The 17,860-nt window shown below is 72.0% G+C and carries 19 protein-coding genes; 5 read left to right on the forward strand and 14 right to left on the reverse strand.

What is annotated here, in order from left to right; genetic code table 11:
* Positions 1–112: 112 nt before the first annotated feature.
* The 7 genes from J7E94_RS19890 to J7E94_RS19920 all read right to left on the reverse strand — a co-directional run bounded on the left by J7E94_RS19890 (position 113) and on the right by J7E94_RS19920 (position 6,703).
* Complete coding sequence (locus J7E94_RS19890; RefSeq protein WP_215017246.1) at positions 113–844, reverse strand: DUF3159 domain-containing protein; 732 nt, start codon at positions 842–844, stop codon at positions 113–115.
* Between the two features lie 3 nt (positions 845–847).
* A complete protein-coding gene (locus J7E94_RS19895) occupies positions 848–1,267 on the reverse strand; it encodes an OB-fold nucleic acid binding domain-containing protein (protein ID WP_215017248.1) in 420 nt (139 codons plus the stop codon).
* 25 nt (positions 1,268–1,292) lie between these two features.
* A complete protein-coding gene (locus tag J7E94_RS19900; protein ID WP_215017250.1) occupies positions 1,293–1,979 on the reverse strand; it encodes a response regulator in 687 nt (228 codons plus the stop codon).
* Positions 1,976–4,588 carry a sensor histidine kinase KdpD gene (locus J7E94_RS19905; RefSeq protein ID WP_215017252.1) on the reverse strand — a complete coding sequence of 871 codons (2,613 nt, stop codon included), beginning with the start codon at positions 4,586–4,588 and terminating at the stop codon, positions 1,976–1,978. The genes J7E94_RS19900 and J7E94_RS19905 overlap by 4 nt, the downstream gene beginning before the upstream one ends.
* A gap of 219 nt (positions 4,589–4,807) precedes the next feature.
* The gene (locus J7E94_RS19910) at positions 4,808–5,581 is read right to left on the reverse strand and encodes a DUF3710 domain-containing protein (RefSeq protein ID WP_215017254.1); all 774 of its coding nucleotides are present in this window, start codon (positions 5,579–5,581) and stop codon (positions 4,808–4,810) included.
* Position 5,582: 1 nt separating this feature from the next.
* Entirely contained in the window at positions 5,583–6,119 is a 537-nt protein-coding gene (gene dut, locus J7E94_RS19915; RefSeq protein WP_215017256.1) for a dUTP diphosphatase, read from the reverse strand.
* The gene (locus tag J7E94_RS19920) at positions 6,119–6,703 is read right to left on the reverse strand and encodes a PaaI family thioesterase (RefSeq protein WP_215017258.1); all 585 of its coding nucleotides are present in this window, start codon (positions 6,701–6,703) and stop codon (positions 6,119–6,121) included. The genes dut and J7E94_RS19920 overlap by 1 nt, the downstream gene beginning before the upstream one ends.
* A 58-nt stretch (positions 6,704–6,761) precedes the next feature.
* On the opposite strand from J7E94_RS19920, the gene J7E94_RS19925 reads away from it, so the two are divergent.
* Positions 6,762–7,226 carry a DUF3093 domain-containing protein gene (locus J7E94_RS19925; protein ID WP_215017260.1) on the forward strand — a complete coding sequence of 155 codons (465 nt, stop codon included), beginning with the start codon at positions 6,762–6,764 and terminating at the stop codon, positions 7,224–7,226.
* A 122-nt stretch (positions 7,227–7,348) separates the two neighbouring features.
* On the opposite strand, the gene J7E94_RS19930 is transcribed toward J7E94_RS19925, so the two are convergent.
* The 4 genes from J7E94_RS19930 to J7E94_RS19945 all read right to left on the reverse strand — a co-directional run bounded on the left by J7E94_RS19930 (position 7,349) and on the right by J7E94_RS19945 (position 10,859).
* A complete protein-coding gene (locus tag J7E94_RS19930) occupies positions 7,349–8,257 on the reverse strand; it encodes a hypothetical protein (RefSeq protein WP_215017262.1) in 909 nt (302 codons plus the stop codon).
* Between the two features lie 12 nt (positions 8,258–8,269).
* Positions 8,270–8,566, reverse strand: a complete 297-nt coding sequence (locus J7E94_RS19935) for a DUF4193 domain-containing protein (RefSeq protein WP_030008769.1) — start codon at positions 8,564–8,566, stop codon at positions 8,270–8,272.
* Positions 8,567–8,949: 383 nt separating this feature from the next.
* Positions 8,950–10,200, reverse strand: coding sequence for a HAMP domain-containing sensor histidine kinase (locus tag J7E94_RS19940; RefSeq protein WP_215017264.1), 1,251 nt, complete (start codon positions 10,198–10,200; stop codon positions 8,950–8,952).
* Positions 10,201–10,205: 5 nt separating this feature from the next.
* Entirely contained in the window at positions 10,206–10,859 is a 654-nt protein-coding gene (locus J7E94_RS19945; RefSeq protein WP_215017266.1) for a response regulator transcription factor, read from the reverse strand.
* Between the two features lie 246 nt (positions 10,860–11,105).
* On the opposite strand from J7E94_RS19945, the gene J7E94_RS19950 reads away from it, so the two are divergent.
* Positions 11,106–11,279 (forward strand): hypothetical protein, encoded by a 174-nt coding sequence (locus J7E94_RS19950; protein WP_215017268.1) that lies wholly within the window; start codon positions 11,106–11,108, stop codon positions 11,277–11,279.
* A gap of 84 nt (positions 11,280–11,363) precedes the next feature.
* On the opposite strand, the gene J7E94_RS19955 is transcribed toward J7E94_RS19950, so the two are convergent.
* Together J7E94_RS19955 and J7E94_RS19960 are read right to left on the reverse strand one after the other, a co-directional pair.
* Entirely contained in the window at positions 11,364–12,167 is an 804-nt protein-coding gene (locus tag J7E94_RS19955; RefSeq protein ID WP_374224471.1) for an inositol monophosphatase family protein, read from the reverse strand.
* Positions 12,168–12,184: 17 nt separating this feature from the next.
* Positions 12,185–13,333, reverse strand: a complete 1,149-nt coding sequence (locus J7E94_RS19960) for a ferrochelatase (RefSeq protein WP_215017270.1) — start codon at positions 13,331–13,333, stop codon at positions 12,185–12,187.
* Between the two features lie 169 nt (positions 13,334–13,502).
* Here J7E94_RS19960 and J7E94_RS19965 point away from each other — a divergent pair, with 169 nt between their 5' ends.
* Both J7E94_RS19965 and J7E94_RS19970 read left to right on the forward strand, forming a co-directional pair.
* On the forward strand, positions 13,503–14,756 hold the full coding sequence (locus J7E94_RS19965) for an MFS transporter (RefSeq protein WP_215017272.1): 1,254 nt from the start codon (positions 13,503–13,505) through the stop codon (positions 14,754–14,756).
* Positions 14,710–16,035 carry a D-arabinono-1,4-lactone oxidase gene (locus J7E94_RS19970; protein ID WP_215017274.1) on the forward strand — a complete coding sequence of 442 codons (1,326 nt, stop codon included), beginning with the start codon at positions 14,710–14,712 and terminating at the stop codon, positions 16,033–16,035. Before J7E94_RS19965 ends, J7E94_RS19970 begins: the two co-directional genes overlap by 47 nt.
* Here J7E94_RS19970 and J7E94_RS34735 read toward each other — a convergent pair.
* A complete protein-coding gene (locus J7E94_RS34735; RefSeq protein WP_251056946.1) occupies positions 16,008–16,304 on the reverse strand; it encodes a hypothetical protein in 297 nt (98 codons plus the stop codon). The genes J7E94_RS19970 and J7E94_RS34735 overlap by 28 nt on opposite strands.
* Before the next feature lie 494 nt (positions 16,305–16,798).
* On the opposite strand from J7E94_RS34735, the gene sepH reads away from it, so the two are divergent.
* Positions 16,799–17,857 (forward strand): septation protein SepH, encoded by a 1,059-nt coding sequence (gene sepH, locus J7E94_RS19980; RefSeq protein WP_215017276.1) that lies wholly within the window; start codon positions 16,799–16,801, stop codon positions 17,855–17,857.
* Positions 17,858–17,860 lie beyond the last annotated feature (3 nt).

Here is a 17,860-nt window from a genome sequence, read left to right on the forward strand (position 1 = left end):
GGACGGAGTCTGGGGGGAGGGCCTGGGGCGGAGCCCCAGCGGCGGCGCCGCACCTGCGACACACGAGGGGCGGGGGTGACCAGCCGGTCACCCCCGCCCCTCGGTCGCTCCGTCAGGCCTTGCGCTTCCCAGCGGCAGCGGCCTCGGCGGCCTCCCTGGCCTCCCACTCCGCGATCACATCGATCGGCGGCGGCGCCTTCGCCAGGAACACCCACGTGAAGTACACCGCCAGCACCATCGGCGGCAGCTTCAGCGCGATCAGCACCCAGCCCAGCTGCGTCGCGTCACCCCACCAGTACAGCGGAAACAGGATCGCGTACTTGGCGAGGAAGATGAGCCCCCAGGCCAGGCTGGCCTTGGTGTAGGCCTTCTTGCGCCCGGGGTTGCGCGTCCGCCAGGACAGGTTCTCCTTGAACACCGGCCCGAGGATCACCCCCAGCAGCGGGAACCCCACCAGCGCCGAGATCGTGAAGGCGGCGCCCAGGCAGACCCCGTAGAGCATGCCCGGCAGGTAGAAGCCCTTCGGGTCGCCCGTGAACAGGGCGAAGGCCACGCCCACGCCCACGCCGACGACCCCGCTGAAGGCGTGCTTCACCGTGTCCTTGCGCAGCAGCCGCACGATCACCAGCAGGACCGCGACCGCGCCCGCCGCGATGGCGGACATCTTCACGTCCTTGTTGATCGTGTAGATCATGACGAAGAGCAGCCCGGGGAGCATCGTCTCCACGGTGCCCCGGATGCCCCCGAAGGCGTCGAACAGCGCCGCCTGCGTCACCGCCTTGTGGTCCTCGGAGGGAGCCGCGGCGGGGTCCGGCGGGGTGGTCGGTTTGTCGAATGACGTCACCGGTCAATGCTCCTGTCCGAGCGGGCGGAGTTCGTACTTCGGGTTGAAGAGCACCCGACGGCCGTGGGTCATGGAGATGCGCCCTGAGGCGATCATGCGGCGACCGGGCTCGATTCCCACGATCGAGCGACGCCCGAGCCAGACGACGTCCAGCCCGGCGGAGCCGTCGAACAGCTCCGCCTCCAGGGCGGGCACGCCCGCCCGCGGCCGCAGGGTCACGGTACGCAAGGTCCCGGTCACCTTGACTATCTGGCGGTCGTGGCAGTCGCAGATCCGCGTGCACCCCGCGGCTTCTGCGTCCTCCTGCAGCTCCGCCGAATGCAGCTCCTCCTGCGAGGTGGACAGCCGCTCGATCATCCGGCGGAACCGGCCCGCCGGCCGGGCCGGCTTCGCGGGCTTCTCGGGACGCGGTTCAGCACTCATAACAGGAAGCGTACCGGCGCGCCCGCTACCTCTCGAAGCGGTATCCCATGCCCGGTTCGGTGATGAAGTGCCGCGGATGCGAGGGGTCCGCCTCCAGTTTGCGCCGCAGCTGCGCCATGTAGACCCGCAGGTAGTTCGTCTCGGTGCCGTACGAGGGTCCCCACACCTCCTGGAGCAGCTGCTTCTGGCTGACCAGCTTGCCGCTGTTGCGGACCAGGACCTCCAGGAGGTGCCACTCGGTGGGCGTGAGCCGTATGTCGCGGCCCTCGCGCACGGCCTTCTTGGCGGCCAGGTCCACCGAGAAGTCCTCGGTCTCCACGATCACCTCGTCCCCGCCCGGGCCGGCGACCGGCTCGGCCCGGCGGACGGCGGCGCGCAGCCGGGCCAGCAGCTCGTCCATGCCGAAGGGCTTGGTGACGTAGTCGTCGGCGCCCGCGTCCAGGGCCTCGACCTTCTCGTCGGAGGTGTGGCGGGCGGACAGGACGAGGATCGGTACGCGGGTCCAGCCGCGCAGGCCCCTGATCACCTCGATCCCGTCCATGTCGGGGAGGCCGAGGTCCAGGACGACCACGTCGGGGTGGCGGGCGGCGGCCAGCTCCAGGGCGCTCGCTCCGTCGGCGGCCGCGTCGACCTCGTACTTGCGCGCCTTCAGATTGATCACGAGGGCTCGGACGATCTGCGGCTCGTCTTCCACCACGAGCACCCGGGTCATCGGGGTCCTGCCTTCTGTCGTATCCGCTCAAGATCGGAATCCACGGGTTCGCCACCGTCGGTACGGCGCCCTTCGCCGTCCACGGTGACCCGGGGCGGCGCCCCGCCCCGGCCGGCCGCGCGCAGGGTGAGGACCATGGTCAGGCCGCCGCCGGGGGTGTCCTCGGCGGCCAGAGCACCGCCCATGGCCTCGGCGAAGCCGCGGGCCACGGCCAGCCCGAGGCCCACGCCGGCTCCGCGCGGCGCGTCCCCGTGCCGCTGGAAGGGGGCGAAGATCCGCTCCTTGGCCTCGTCGGGCACGCCGGGCCCGCGGTCGACGACCCGCACTTCGACGCGGTCGCCGAGGAAGCTGGCCGCGGCCAGCACCCGCTCCCCCGGCGGGCTGTACTTGACGGCGTTCTCCACCACGTTGGCCACGGCCCGCTCCAGCAGCCCCGGGTCCACCGACACCATCGGCAGCGATTCGGGCACGTCCATGACCACGCTGTCCTCCGGTACGCCGCCAAGCGCCATCGGGACCACCTCGTCGAGGTCGATCTCGCGGATCAGCGGGGTGACGGTGCCGGTCTGCAGCCGGGACATGTCCAGCAGGTTGCCCACGAGGTGGTCGAGGCGGTCGGCGCCGTCCTCGATGCCTGCGAGCAGCTCGGCCCGGTCCTCCTCGGACCAGTCCACGTCGTCGGAGCGCAGGGAGCTGACGGAGGCCTTGATGGAGGCCAGCGGCGTACGGAGGTCATGGCTGACGGCGGCCAGCAGCGCGGTCCGGATCCGGTTGCCCTCGGCCAGCCGGCGGGCCTCCTCGGCCTCCCCGACCAGCCGCTGCCGGTCCAGGACCACGGCGGCCTGGGCGGCGAAGGCGCCGAGCACCCGGCGGTCCTCCGCGGGCAGCACCCGCCCGGACAGGGCCAGCGCCATGTGGTCCCCGATCGGCATGTCCACGTCGGCGTCCTCGGGCCGGCCGACGGGCCGCGGGCCTACGCTGCCCGCCGGCTTCCAGGGCGCGACGTCGCCCGCGCGCTCCAGCAGGGCCACGGACTCCATGGCGAAGGTCTCGCGCACCCGCTCCAGCAGCGCGTCCAGCGCGGTCTCCCCGCGCAGCACGCTGCCCGCGAGGAACGAGAGGATCTCCGACTCGGCGCGCAGCCGCGCCGCCTGGTGGGTGCGCCGGGCGGCGAGGTCCACCACCGAGGCCACGGAGGCCGCGACCCAGAAGAAGACGGCGATGGCGACGATGTTCTTGGGGTCGGAGATGGTGAACCGGTGCAGGGGCGGGGCGAAGAAGTAGTTCAGCAGCAGAGAGCCGAAGGCCGCGGAGGCCAGGGCCGGCCAGAGCCCGCCGAGCAGCGCGGCCGCCACCGTCAGCGCCAGGAAGAGCAGCATGTCGTTGGCGAGGCCGGGGTCCGCGTCGATGTGCGTGAGCAGCAGGCACAGCAGCACCGGGAGGACCACGCCCACCAGCCAGCCCGCCACGATCCGGGGCCGTCCGAGCCGGGCCGCCGAGCGGACCGCGGGCAGGCCGCGCCCGCGGGCGACCTCCTCGTGCGTGACGATGTGGACGTCGAGGTCGGGCCCTGAGTCGCGGGCCACGGTCGCGCCGACCCCGGGGCCGAAGACGTACTGCCAGGCTTTGCGGCGGCTGGAGCCGAGCACGATCTGGGTGGCGTTGACCCCGCGCGCGAATTCCAGCAGCGCGTCGGGGACGTTGTCGCCGATCACATGGTGAAACGTTCCGCCCAGGTCCTCGACCAGGGTCCGCTGGATCGCGAGCTCCTTCGGCGAGGCGGCGGTCAGGCCGTCGCTGTGCGCGATGTAGACGGCCAGGATCTCGCTGCCCGAGCCCTTGGCCGCCATCCGGGAGGCCCGCCGGATGAGTGTGCGTCCCTCGGGCCCGCCGGTGAGCCCGACGACGATCCGCTCCCGCGCCTGCCAGGTGGAGCGGATGCCGTGCTCTCCGCGGTACTGCTGGAGGTACTCGTCCACGCGGTCGGCCACCCACAGCAGCGCGAGCTCGCGCAGGGCGGTGAGGTTTCCGGGGCGGAAGTGGTTGGACAGGGCCGCGTCGACCTTGTCCGGCTGGTAGATGTTCCCGTGCGCCATCCGCCGGCGAAGCGCCTGCGGGGACATGTCGACCAGCTCGATCTGGTCGGCCCGCCGCACCACCTCGTCGGGCACGGTCTCCCGCTGCCGCACCCCGGTGATCGACTCGACCACGTCCCCGAGCGACTCCAGGTGCTGGATGTTCACGGTGGACACGACGTCGATGCCGGCTCGGAGCAGCTCCTCGACGTCCTGCCAGCGTTTGGTGTTCCGGGAGCCGGGCACGTTGGTGTGCGCGAGCTCGTCCACGAGCGCGATCGCAGGTCTGCGGGCGAGGACCGCGTCCACGTCCATCTCGGTGAAGGCCGCGCCGCGGTACGCCTGCTCCCTGCGGTCCACCTGTTCCAGGCCCTGCAGCACGGCCTCGGTGCGCGGCCGCCCGTGGTGCTCGACGAAGCCGACGACACAGTCGGCGCCCCGCTCCACCCTGCGGTGGCCCTCGGAGAGCATCGCGTAGGTCTTGCCCACGCCCGGTGCCGCGCCGAGATAGATCCTTAGCCTGCCGCGTCCCATGCGCCCATTCTCCGGGACGTCCGTCCTGACCAGGCACCGATACGGGCCCGCGCGGACATCCCTGACACATCCCTGACGCGTCCCCGGCCCATCCCCGGCCCGGTCGTGCGAAAGCCGGTGGGCCCCACCCCCCGAGGAGTGGGGCCCACCGGCCGAAAACGTACGCCCCAGCCACCGCCGGGAGGTGCTCCAGCCCGGCGTGAAGCGGCCGGACCGGGGTCAGCGGACCTCGGTGATCTCCGGGCCGCGCTCCAGCTGGCCCATGCCGCCGCCGAAGCGGGAGCCCTCCTGCTCTTCCGTCTGCACGCCGTCCGGCACCATCTGGGCGTCGTTCGGCAACTGCAGGACGATCGGGTCGCGGGGAGCCATCGGGCCGTCGCCGCGGACCACGACGGTGTCGCGGAAGATCTGCTCGAGGACACCCGCCGACTCGGGGCGCACCGCCCCCTGGCCGGAGATGACCCCGCGCAGGAACCAGCGCGGACCGTCGACGCCGACGAAGCGGACCAGCTGCGCGCCGGTCTGCCCGTCCGGGAGGGGTACGGGCACCTGTGCGCGCAGCTCCCAGCCCAGCGGGCCCTCGGCCTCGTCGATGATGCCGCCCTGCTGGGTGATGCCCGAGGCGATCTCCTCGCGGACCTCGCCCCAGATGCCTTCCTTGCGGGGCGCGGCGAAGGCCTGCAGCTGCACGGCGCTGTCGCCCAGGACGACGGTCGCGGCGACGATCGCGTCGCCGGCGACCTCGACCCGCAGCTCCATGCCCTCGACACCCGGTACGAGGATGCCGCCCAGGTCGACCCGGCCGTCGGCCGGGTTGCCGGGCACCTCGGAGATGTCCCAGGGACCGTCGGGCCGCGGGGCCGGCGGCAGGTTCACGCGGCGCGGCTGCTGCTCCCCGGCACCGTCGAGCTCGTCAGCGCCGACGCCGTCAACGACCTGCTCGGCCGCGCCGCCGTCCTTGGCGGAGTCGTTCTTCTTGCGACGTCCGAACACGTCACTGTCCTTCCCGGTCGGTTACGACCGAAGCGTAGCCATTCCCACCCTGCTGACCAGCGCCTGATCCGGCCACGGCCGCATGACCGCCGGTGGAGCCGAAACCCCCCTCGGCCCGGGCCGAGCCGGGAAGTTCCGCCACCTCGTGGAAGCGCACCTTCTCGACCCTCTGGACAACCAGCTGGGCAATGCGGTCGAAACGCTCGAACCGGACGCTCTCGCGAGGGTCGAGATTGACCACGATCACCTTGATCTCTCCACGGTACCCGGCATCCACCGTCCCCGGGGCATTCACGAGCGCGAGCCCGCAGCGTGCGGCCAGGCCCGAACGCGGGTGCACGAAGGCGGCGTAGCCGTCGGGCAGCGCGATGGACACGCCGGTGGGCAGCACGGCACGCTCGCCGGGCGCCAGCTCCGCGGCCTGCGTGGTGACCAGGTCGCAGCCGGCGTCGCCGGGGTGGCCGTAGGCGGGGACGGGCACCTCGGGGTCGATCCGCTTGATCAGCACATCGACGGGCGCAGGGTTGTTCAGAGCCATCACGGGTTCACCTCGAAGGCGCGTGCGCGCCTGACCTGGTCCGGGTCGGCCATCGCCGCCCGGATCTCCTCGGGCCGACCGTTGTCGATGAAGTGGTCGACCTTCACCTCGATGAAGAGCGCGTCCGCGCGCACGGCGATGGGGCCCTCGGGCCCGCCTATGCGGCCGACGGCGGTGGAGTAGATCTTGCGCCCGGCGACGGCGGTGACCTCGGCCTCCAGGTACAGCACGGTGTCCACCGGTACGGGCCGCAGGAAGTCGGTCTCCAGCCGGCCCGTCACGGCGATGACGCGCAGCAGCCAGTTCAGCGAGCCCAGCGTCTCGTCGAGCGCGGTGGCCAGCACGCCGCCGTGCGCGAGGCCGGGGGCGCCCTGGTGCGCGGGCTTGACGGTGAACTCGGCGGTGACGCGTACGCCGTCGCCCGCCCGGGCCTCCAGGTGGAGCCCGTGCGCCTGTCCCTCCCCGCAGCCGACACAGTGCTCGTAGTGCGCACCGAGGAGCTCGCCGGGTGCCGGGGCATCGGGGTGCCGGACCGGCGCGGCGGCATCGGCCGGGGGCGTCAACGCTGTGTTTCGTCCACTCACAGCCGCAGACCTTACCCGCGCGGCTACCCGCCGGTCGCCTCGTGGCAGGCTTGACGGCATGCAGCTCTCCCCCGCGCACCACGACGAACGTCTGACCGCCCCCCGCTCCTGGTGGGGCATCGCCGTACTGATCGGTCTCGCGTGCGCGCTGATGCTGCTGCCGCTGGGCACGCTGCCGCTGCTGGCCGGCCTGGTCGGCGGCACCGCGCTGTCCGGGCTGCTGGTGAGTTCGTACGGCTCCGCGCGCGTGCGCGTGGTGAACGGCGCGCTGGCGGCCGGCGACGCCCGCATCCCGGTGACGGCGCTGGGCGAGCCCGAGATCCTGGACGCCGAGGAGTCGCGCGCCTGGCGCACGTACAAGGCCGACACCCGCGCGTTCATGCTGATGCGCAGCTACGTGCCGACGGCGGTCCGCATCGAGGTCACCGACCCTTCGGACCCGACCCCGTACGTCTACGTCTCCACCCGCGAGCCCCAAGCGCTGGCCGCAGCCCTCCGCGCTGCCCGCGCGCAAACGGCCTGACGGCCTTCCAGCGGCGTCGGAGACCATCCAGCCCCGCCGGCGTTCGAGGCGGGGGGTTCCCGGACGGAGTCTGGGCGGACGGAGTCTGGGGAGGGTCCGGGCGGGGTTCCGGCAGACGGGCCTCAGCCGTCGTCGTGACGAGGGTCCGGGCCCTCAAGTGCGGCTCTGGTGGCCTCAGGAAGGGGCTGGGAGGGCTGCTCAAGGGCCGGCAGCGCCGAAAGCGCATCCCACGCCACAGCCCGCCGCCGCAGGTCACCACGCACCTTCTCGGCGAGTTTCCGCGTATCCCGGCGGTTCATGACCGCCCCGACGACCGCGCCCACCATGAACGGCATCACGTTGGGCAGGCTGCGGACCATCCGCTTCGTGATCCGCTGGCGCAGTTCGCGCTTCATCTGACCGCCGAGCGCCGCGTTCAGCGTCGTGGGCTTGGTCAGGTCCACCCCGCGCTCCTCGGTCCACGAGGTGAGGTAGGAGAGGCTGCGCTCCCGGAGGGTGCCGGGCGGGCGCAGTCCGTAGACCTCGTGGAGCTCGGCGATGAGCTTCAGCTCGATCGCCGCGACCCCGGTGATCTCCGCGGCCAGTTCCGCCGGCATCGCGGGCGGGACGGGCAGCATGGCCGCCGCTCCGACGCCCGCACCGACGGCGGACGTGGCGTGGGCGGCGCCTGTGATCAGCTTGTCGGCGAGCTGATCGGGGTTGAGGCCCGGGAACTGCGCGCGCAGCGTCGCGAGGTCCCGAACCGGAACGCGCGGTGCGTTCTCGATGACCCTGTCGGTGATGTACAGGGCGGCGTCCCTGACACTTCCGCCGCCCTTGCGTACACCGTTCCTGAGGGCGTGCAGCCGACGAGTCCCGGACCGCTGCCGGGACACCTCGTCGACTTCTGTGGAGGGCACGGCACTCTCCTCGATGGCGGGGCCGCCGGGGGCTCCCGGACCCGTTGCCGGGTCCGTGGTTCCCGCCTGCGTCTCCGCCGGGTCACCCGATGTCCGGAAGCGGCGCTTCCGGAAGGGTGTCCAGCCAGCCACGGCCGACGCCTCTCAGTCGCAGTCGCGACAGATCGGCTGGCCGTTCTTCTCGCGTGCCAGCTGGCTGCGGTGGTGCACCAGGAAGCAGCTCATGCAGGTGAACTCATCGGCCTGCTTGGGCAGGACCCGGACGGCGAGCTCTTCGTTGGAGAGGTCCGCGCCGGGAAGCTCCATGCTCTCGACCGAGTCGAATTCGTCCATGTCCGCGGACGAGGTGGACTTCTCGTTACGCCGGGCCTTCAGCTCTTCAATGCTGTCGTTGTCGACGTCGTCGTCCGTCTTGCGCGGGGTGTCGTAGTCCGTTGCCATTGTTCGCTCTCCCCCTCTGGGTGTTAGCGGTGTCTCAGCGCACGTAACGCGCGAGAGGCCGGACTTGTGCCCGACCTGAGGCGGAGATTTTGCCTCACATCAAGGTCTGTTACTCAATCGACACCCAGCCGCCCACTTGAAGGAGCGATTGGCTGGGATGACGACCGGGACCGTACACGGTCCGGGGGCCGTCTTGCACAAACGCCACCCCGTGTATTTCCCGCCATCGAGGGGGCCGGAAACCCGGACTTCCCGGGCGTTCCGGCCGTGATGGGGTCACTGAACGCACATGCGCCGACACCCGACCCTGTGATCGATCACACAGGCCCGACTGCCTTCACAGGCCAAGTATTCAGCCGAGAGTGAACACCAGGTGGTGGGGCTCACAAAGGAAGAGTGACACGCATCACCAGGCCACCGCCTTCCCGGGGGATCGCCTGCATCCTGCCCCCGTGCGCGCGGGCCACGGAGCGCGCGATGGACAGCCCCAGCCCGACACCCTTGTCGCTGCCCGTTCGCTCCGTACGCAGCCGCCTGAAGGGCTCGAAGAGGTTGTCCACCTCGTACGCGGGAACAACGGGACCCGTGTTCGACACCAGGAGGACCGCCTGGCCGGGCTGGACCTCGGTGGTGACCTCCACCCATCCGTCCTCCGGGACGTTGTACCGGACGGCGTTCTGCACCAAATTGAGGGCGATCCGCTCCAGCAGCACGCCGTTGCCCTGGACGACGGCCGGCACGCGCTCGCCGCGGATCTCCACGCCCTTGGCCTCGGCCTCCCCGCGCACCTGGTCGAGGGCGCGCGAGGCGACCTCCGCCAGGTCCACGGGCTTGCGCTCGACGATCTGGTTCTCGCTGCGGGCCAGCAGCAGCAGGCCCTCGACCAGCTGCTCGCTGCGCTCGTTCGTGGCGAGCAGGGTCTTCCCGAGCTGCTGGAGCTCGACCGGGGCCCCCGGGTCGGAGAGGTGCACCTCCAGCAGGGTCCGGTTGATCGCGAGCGGGGTCCGCAGCTCGTGCGAGGCGTTCGCGACGAAGCGCTGCTGCGCCGTGAAGGCCCGCTCCAGCCGGTCGAGCATCTCGTCGAAGGTGTCGGCGAGCTCCATGAGCTCGTCGTCCGGCCCGTCCAGCTCGATCCGCCGGGTCAGGTCGGAACCGACCACCCGGCGGGCGGTCCGGGTGATCTTGCCCAGCGGCGAGAGCACCCGGCCGGCCATCGCGTAGCCGAAGGCGAAGGCGATGATGCTCAGCCCCAGCAGGGCCATCAGCGAACGGCTCAGCAGGTCGTCCAGGGCGTGCCTGCGCTGTGTGAGGGCACACTCGTTCATCGCCGCGTTGAACTGCGGGATCGCCGGCTGGTCGATGGCACTGACGGCGGGGCACGAAGGGCTGGTGACCTTGATGTTGTCCCCGGCGACGATCTCGTACTGGAGCGCGTTGCCCTCGCGCAGCGCCTGCGCCGCCAGCAGGTAGATGATCGACAGCAGCAGGATGCCGGCGATGAGGAACATCCCGCCGTACAGCAGGGTGAGGCGTATGCGGATGGTCGGCCGCAGCCAAGGGAAGGGACCCTCGGGCTGGCCGGGGTCCCAGGTCGGTTTCGGTGGCGCCGGCGGGGGCGCCGGAGTCGTTGCCACGCGCGTCAGATCCGGTATCCCGAACCGGGCACGGTCACGATGACCGGCGGCTCCCCCAGCTTGCGCCGCAGGGTCATGACCGTCACCCGCACCACGTTCGTGAAGGGGTCGGTGTTCTCGTCCCATGCCTTCTCCAGCAGCTGCTCGGCGGAGACGACGGTCCCCTCGCTGCGCATGAGGACCTCCAGCACCGCGAACTCCTTGGGCGCCAGCTGCACCTCCTTGCCCTCGCGGAACACCTCGCGCCGGTTCGGGTCCAGCTTGATGCCGGCCCGCTCCAGTACGGGCGGCAGCGCGACGGTGGTGCGCCGCCCCAGCGCCCGCACGCGGGCAATCAGCTCGGTGAAGGCGAACGGCTTGGGCAGGTAGTCGTCCGCCCCCAGCTCCAGGCCCTCCACACGGTCGCTCACATCACCGGAGGCGGTCAGCATCAGCACGCGGGTGGGCATGCCGAGCTCTACGATCTTCCGGCAGACGTCGTCACCGTGCACGAGCGGGAGGTCCCGGTCGAGGACGACCACGTCGTAGTCGTTCACCCCGACGCGCTCCAGGGCGGCCGCGCCGTCGTACACGACGTCCACCGCCATGGCCTCCCGGCGCAGGCCGGTGGCCACCGCATCGGCGAGCAGCTGCTCGTCCTCGACGACGAGTACGCGCACGTCGTTTCCTTCCTCCGAGCCCGTCAGGGCACACGTCTGTTGCGTCGTCCATCCTGCCCGTTTCGGCCGTAAACCGGCTGTAAGACGGCCCTCGCACGGGGCAGGCGGGGCGGAAGTGAGGATTCCCTGGCTTTCCGAGGTTTCTTGGCCCAGGGGGCCGGGGAGGACGAGAGAACACCCCATCCACTCCCTGACGGCGGTCTGCCACGTGCCGCCGCCGACCCACGAAGAGGGGGCGAACCCACCATGGACGCATTCACCGCGGGTCTCCTGCAGCGCATCAGGGCCACGCAGACGGACCTCGAGCAGGCCCGCGAATCGGGCGACGACTTCCTCGCGGAAGTGGAACAGGCGGAGCTGGAAGACCTCCAGCGGCTCGCCGCCGAGCACGGGGTACCCGTGTCCGTTCCGGTCTGCTGACCCGGCACCACCCACCCTGCACACCGAACCCCGGCCGCCCCTTCGGGCGGCCGGGGTTCCGTCATGTCGCGCGCGGACCCGCCGTCAGTCGTGCCAGGCGCCGGCCTCCTCCAGCAGCGGCTGGAGCGAGGCGAAGACGGCCGGCGTCCCGGCGAGGGCCAGCTCCCCCGAAGCCGCCGCCCCCGGCCGGCCGCCGGTGACGGCGCCCGCCTCCCGGGCGATCAGCTCGCCTGCCGCCAGGTCCCACGGATTGAGCCCGCGCTCGTAGTACGCGTCCAGCCGCCCGGCCGCCACATCGCACAGGTCCAGCGCCGCCGACCCGCCCCGCCGGATGTCCCGCACGCGCGGAATGATCCGCTGCGCGACCTCGGCCTGACGGACCCGCCGTGCCTGGACGTACGCGAAGCCGGTGCCGACCAGCGCCTGGTCCAGTGGCGCTGCCGCCCGGCAGGCGAGCCGCGCCGTCCCCATCCACGCCCCGCCCCCGAGCACGGCGTGGTACGTCTCGCCGCGCATCGGCGCCGCCACGACGCCCACCACCGTCTCGCCCCGGTACTCGGCCGCGATGGACACGCCCCAGCTCGGCAGCCCGTAGAGGTAGTTCACCGTGCCGTCCAGCGGGTCGACCACCCACCGCACCCCGCTGGTGCCCGGGCTGTCCGCGCCCTCCTCGCCCAGCAGGCCGTCCTCGGGCCGCCGCTCGGCGAGGATGCCGGTGATCAGCTTCTCCGCCGCGATGTCCATCTCGGTCACCACGTCGATCGGGCTGCTCTTGGTGGCGGCCACCGCCAGATCGGCCGGCCGGCCGTCCCGCAGCAGGGCCCCCGCCTGCCGGGCGGCCTCCAGGCCCACGTCCAGCAGTTCGGCCTTCAGGTCCTCGGAGATCACGGTCACGGTCCCACTTCCTACGCGTACGGACTGTCCGCGCCCGCGGCCGCCGGCCGGGGCGCCCGCGCCGGGCAGCAGCCCACGGCGCACAGGTCATGGCTCGCGCCCAGCAGCCCCAGCGCGCACCGCTCGACGGGCTCGCCGCGTTCGGCCGCGGCCCGCTCCAGCACGAGTTCCCGTACGGCCGCGGCGAACCGCGGGTCGGCCCCGACCGTCGCCGAGCGGGCGATCGGCAGGCCCAGCTCGGCCGCCTTCGCCGTCGCCTCGGTGTCGAGGTCGTACAGGACCTCCATGTGGTCCGAGACGAAGCCGATCGGCACCATCACCGCCGCCGGGGCGCCGGCCTCGTGCAGGGCCTCCAGGTGGTCGCAGATGTCCGGCTCCAGCCAGGGGATGTGCGGGGCGCCGCTGCGCGACTGGTAGACGAGCTCCCAGGGCCGCTCCGTGCCCGTCTGCGCCCGCACCGCGTCCGCGATCACCTTGGCCACGTCCAGGTGCTGCCTGACGTACGCCCCGCCCTCGCCGTGCTCCTCGACCGGCCCCGAGGTGTCGGCGGCAGCGGTCGGGATGGAGTGCGTGGTGAAGACGAGGTGCGCTCCCGCGCGCACCTGGGCCGGCAGCGAGTCCAGCGAGGCGAGCACCCCGTCGATCATGGGCTGCACGAAGCCGGGGTGGTTGAAGTAGTGCCGCAGCTTGTCCACCTTCGGCAGCTCGGCGACCCCCTCCCCGGCGAGGGCGGCCACTGCGTCGGCGAGGTTCTCGCGGTACTGGCGGCAGCCCGAGTACGAGGCGTAGGCGCTGGTCGCGAGCACCGCGATCCGGCGGCGCCCGTCGGCGGCCATCTCCCGCAGGACGTCGGTCAGGTAGGGCGCCCAGTTCCGGTTGCCCCAGTAGACGGGCAGGTCCAGCCCGTGCTCGGCGAAGTCCTTGCGCAGCGCGTCCAGCAGCTCGCGGTTCTGCGCGTTGATCGGGCTGATCCCGCCGAAGCCGAAGTAGTGCTGTCCGACCTCCTTGAGCCGCTCGCGCGGGATACCGCGCCCGCGCGTGACGTTCTCCAGGAACGGCACCACGTCGTCGGGCCCCTCGGGACCGCCGAAGGAGAGCAGCAGGAGGGCGTCGTAGGGGGCGGCGGGCCCGCCGGCGGGCGGGCGGAGCTGGTCTGGCATGCACCGAATCCTGCCACCCGGCGTCCGCCCGCGGGAACCGGCCCGGCCGGGAGCAGCCCCGCGCCACAGGTAAGGTGACCCTAAGTTCCGATGTCGGAATTTCCCCGTGCGGGTGCCCGGTCGGCGGTCGTAACCTGTACGGGCGGATGACGTCCCTTACGGAGAGCCCTTGCCCAGTCCCTACCGCGCGATCTTCGCGGCCCCTGGCACCAAGGGGTTCAGCGCTGCCGGCCTCATAGGCCGACTGCCGATCTCCATGGTCGGCGTCGGCATCCTCACGATGATCTCCGAGATCACCGGCCGCTACGCGATGGCGAGCGCCCTCACCGGCACCCTCGCCCTGGCCGCCGCGGTCATCGGGCCGCAGGTCTCGCGGCTGGTGGACCAGTACGGCCAGCGGCGGGTGCTGCGCCCCGCGACGGCCGTCTCGGTGGCCTCGGTGGCGGCGCTGCTGGTGGCCGCCGCGAACGGGTGGCCCGACTGGACCCTCTTCGTCTTCGCCGCGATCGCGGGCTGCGTACCGAGCGTGGGGTCGATGGTCCGCGCCCGGTGGACCGTGATCTACCGCGACTCCCCGCGCGAGCTGCACACCGCGTACTCCTTCGAGTCCGTGATCGACGAGGTCTGCTTCATCTTCGGCCCGATCATCGCCATCGTCCTGTCCACCACCTGGTTCCCCGAGGCCGGCCCGCTGATCGCCGCCCTCTGCCTGGCCGTTGGCGTCTGGCTGCTCACCGCGCAGCGCGCCACCGAGCCCGCGCCGCACCCGCGCGGCGAGCACACGGACCGCACCTCGGCCCTGCGCTCCCCCGGCCTCCAGGTGCTGGCAGCCACCTTCGTGTCGACCGGCGCGATCTTCGGCTCCATCGACGTGTCCACCCTGGCCTTCGCCGAGGAACAGGGCCACAAGTCCTACGCCAGCTACATCCTGGCCATCTGGGCCCTCGGATCCTGTATCGCCGGGATCGTCTTCGGCCTGCTCCATCTCAAGGGCCGGACCGAACGCAGGTGGGTACTGGGCATATGTGCGATGGCCGTGAGTATGATCCCCCTCCTACTGGCCGGGAACCTTCCGTTTCTGGCCGTGGCGCTCTTCGTCTCGGGCCTCGCCATCGCTCCCACGATGATCACCACGATGGCCCTGATCGAGGCGCACGTACCCCGCGCGAAGCTGACCGAGGGCATGACCTGGATCAGCACCGGCCTCGCGGTCGGCGTCGCGATCGGCTCCTCCGTGACCGGTCTGGTCATCGACGCGGCCGGCGCGCAGCGCGGGTACGTCGTCTCCATCGCGTCGGGGGTGGCCGCGGCGGCGGTGGCGTTCGCGGGTTACCGCCGGCTGACGAGGCCGGCGCAAGGGGAGGAGCCAGCTACCGATGGGGACGGCGACAGCAGGGAAGAACGGTCAGACCGCGTGGCGTAACTGGGCGGGCAACGTGTCCGCCCAGCCCGCGCGCGTGGTGACCCCGGCCTCGGTCGGGGAGCTTCAGGAGGCGGTCCGGCGGGCCGCCGAGCAGGGCCTGCGGGTGAAGGCGGTCGGCACCGGCCACTCCTTCACCGCGGCCGCCGCGACCGACGGGGTGCTCGTACGCCCGCAGGCGCTGGCGGGGATCACCTCGATCGACCGCGCCGCGGGCACCGTCACCGTGGCGGCGGGCACGGTCCTCAAGGACCTGAACGCGGCCCTGGCCCGGGAGGGCCTGTCGCTCACGAACATGGGCGACATCATGGAGCAGACGGTCTCCGGCGCCACCAGCACGGGAACCCACGGCACCGGCCGCGACTCGGCCTCCATCGCCGCCCAGATCCGCGCCCTGGAGCTGGTCACGGCCGACGGCCGGCTGCTGACGTGCTCGGAGAAGGAGAATCCCGAGGTCTTCGCGGCGGCCCGGCTGGGCATCGGCGCGCTCGGCATCGTCACCTCGCTCACCTTCGCCGTCGAGCCGATCTTCCTGCTGACCGCCCGTGAGGAGCCCATGGCCTTCGACCGGGTGACGGCGGAGTTCGAGCAGCACTTCGCGGAGAACGAGCACTTCGAGTTCTACTGGTTCCCGCACACCGGCAACTGCAACACCAAGCGGAACAACCGCAGCCAGGGCCCCGCCGCCCCGCCCGGACCGGTCAGCGCGTGGATCGAGGACGAGCTGCTGTCCAACGGGCTCTTCCAGGCGGTCAACTCGCTGGGCCGCGCGGTCCCCGCCACCATCCCCTCCATCGCCCGCGTCGCCAGCCGCGCCCTGTCGGCGCGCACCTACACGGACATCCCGTACAAGGTGTTCACCAGCCCGCGCCGGGTGCGGTTCGTGGAGATGGAGTACGCCCTCCCGCGCGAGCGCGTGGTCGAGGCGCTGCGGGAGCTGTGCGCGATGGTCGACCGCTCGCGCCTGCGGATCAGCTTCCCGGTGGAGGTGCGGACGGCTCCGGCGGACGACATCGCGCTGTCGACCGCCTCGGGGCGCGAGACGGCGTACATCGCGGTGCACATGTACAAGGGCACCCCGTACCAGGCCTACTTCACCGCGGCCGAGCGCATCTTCACCGAGCTCGGCGGCCGGCCGCACTGGGGCAAGGTGCACACGCGGGACGCGGAGTACCTCGCGAAGGTCTACCCGCGGTTCGCCGAGTTCACCGCGCTCCGGGACCGGCTGGACCCGGACCGCGTGTTCGGCAACGACTACCTGCGGCGCGTCCTGGGAGAGTGAGCGGCCGGGGCGGCCGGGCCCGGCCGGGTCAGGGGCTCTTCTCCGGTGCCGGCCCGTCCGCGCCCGGGGTGGGTGCCGGCGGGGACGCGGGCGCCGGCGGTGGCGACGACGCTGACGACACCGGCGCCCAGGATGGTCCCGTAGACGCCCATCTTCGAGGCGAGGAGGGCCTCCGCGGCGGTCGCCGGGGAGCTGCCGGCGACTTGAGCCGCACTCAGGTCGAGCCCCTTCTTCTCCGGTTCGGACACCTGCGTCGCGTTCTGACCCATCGCCATCCCCTGTGTGTCCTGCCTCTCGCGCATCTGACGCTTCCGCAGGTACTGACACCTCAGCGAAACAGATAGTTCCGTTTCTGGGGTTTCTGTGAAGCAAGGCACCGCGAATCGGGCGCGGGTGCTGGTGGGCCCTGTCGGAGGGCAGGCCAACTCCCGCCGTCCGAGAGAAGTTCGGCGGCGCGGCGGTCCACCCAGGTGGCCCGAATGGAGTACTGTGGCGAGCCCTGGGGCCGTCCTTCCTTTCGGATGTCCGGACTCGGGAGAGGGGGCCGACGGATGGAAAACGGCACTCAAAGACCGGTGATGCCGCGGTATCGCACGGGCTCCTGCTGCGCACAGTAATCACTCGGTCACTGTGCGTGCCCAACAGGTAACCGTGCCATAACGGCGATCAAGGGCGCATGCCCGACACGCCGGTTTAACTCGGCAAGGTTGTGGCAGGCTGCACCCGGGCAGGCCACACTCGACTAGCGGAAGCAGCGACGCACGTGACGTCGGCAGGCACCACCCGGGAGGTCCCCATGCCCGAACTGCGTGTCGTGGCCGTCTCAAATGACGGCACACGACTGGTGCTCAAGGCTGGGGACAGCACGGAGTACACGCTTCCGATCGACGAACGGCTGCGGGCTGCCGTGCGCAACGACCGCGCGCGCCTGAACCAGATCGAGATCGAGGTGGAGAGCCACCTCCGCCCCCGCGACATCCAGGCCCGCATACGGGCCGGTGCCTCCGCGGAGGAGGTCGCTCAGATGGCCGGCATCCCCGTCGACCGCGTCCGCCGCTTCGAGGGCCCCGTGCTCGCCGAGCGCGCATTCATGGCCGAGCGGGCCCGCAAGACCCCCGTACGCCGTCCCGGCGAGAACGCCGGGCCGCAGCTCGGCGAGGCCGTGCAGGAGCGGCTGACGCTGCGCGGAGCCGAGAAGGAATCCGTCCAGTGGGACTCCTGGCGCCGCGACGACGGGACCTGGGAGGTCCTGCTCGTCTACCGGGTCGCCGGTGAGCCGCACGCGGCGAGCTGGACGTACGACCCGCCGCGCCGGCTGGTCGTTGCCGTGGACGACGAGGCCCGCTCCCTGATCGGCGAGGCGGACGACCTGCCGGCGACGCCGGAGCCGAGCTTCCCCTTCGTGCCGAGGATCGCGCGGCTGCCGCGCGACCGGCCGCTGGACCGTGCCCTCGACCGCCAGCTGGAGCGGCCCTCGTCGCCCGCGCCGGATCCGGAAGAGGAACGGGACACCCTGACCAGCCTGCTGGAGGCGGTCCCGAGCTTCCGCGGCGACATGGTGGTCCCGGACCGGACGGACCGTACCGAACCCCCGGCGGACGAAGCCGAGGTGGAGGAGCCGCCGGCCCCGGCCGCCTCGGCGGGCGCGGGCTCCGCGTACGCCGACGTCCTGATGCCGCGCACCGTGGCGGGGCACCGCGACCGCCTGACGGGCACCACCGACCGGCAGGCCGAGGCCGACGGGGTCCGCCCCGGCCGCCGCGCGGCGGTGCCGAGCTGGGACGAGATCGTCTTCGGCACCCGGCGCAAGAAGCAGGAGTAGCGC

This window comes from Streptomyces sp. ISL-94 (assembly GCF_018614075.1).
In the GTDB taxonomy this organism is placed as follows: Bacteria; Actinomycetota; Actinomycetes; order Streptomycetales; family Streptomycetaceae; genus Streptomyces.

Excerpts from the sequence above, each read along its gene's own strand:
- dut (WP_215017256.1), bottom strand. The coding sequence starts at position 6,119 with ATGGCTCTGAACAACCCTGCGCCCGTCGATGTGCTGATCAAGCGGATC.
- J7E94_RS19950 (WP_215017268.1), top strand. The coding sequence starts at position 11,106 with ATGGACGCATTCACCGCGGGTCTCCTGCAGCGCATCAGGGCCACGCAG.
- J7E94_RS19935 (WP_030008769.1), bottom strand. The coding sequence starts at position 8,566 with ATGGCAACGGACTACGACACCCCGCGCAAGACGGACGACGACGTCGAC.
- J7E94_RS19970 (WP_215017274.1), top strand. The coding sequence starts at position 14,710 with ATGGGGACGGCGACAGCAGGGAAGAACGGTCAGACCGCGTGGCGTAAC.
- J7E94_RS34735 (WP_251056946.1), bottom strand. The coding sequence starts at position 16,304 with ATGGGTCAGAACGCGACGCAGGTGTCCGAACCGGAGAAGAAGGGGCTC.
- J7E94_RS19925 (WP_215017260.1), top strand. The coding sequence starts at position 6,762 with ATGCAGCTCTCCCCCGCGCACCACGACGAACGTCTGACCGCCCCCCGC.
- J7E94_RS19905 (WP_215017252.1), bottom strand. The coding sequence starts at position 4,588 with ATGGGACGCGGCAGGCTAAGGATCTATCTCGGCGCGGCACCGGGCGTG.
- J7E94_RS19960 (WP_215017270.1), bottom strand. The coding sequence starts at position 13,333 with ATGCCAGACCAGCTCCGCCCGCCCGCCGGCGGGCCCGCCGCCCCCTAC.
- J7E94_RS19895 (WP_215017248.1), bottom strand. The coding sequence starts at position 1,267 with ATGAGTGCTGAACCGCGTCCCGAGAAGCCCGCGAAGCCGGCCCGGCCG.
- J7E94_RS19900 (WP_215017250.1), bottom strand. The coding sequence starts at position 1,979 with ATGACCCGGGTGCTCGTGGTGGAAGACGAGCCGCAGATCGTCCGAGCC.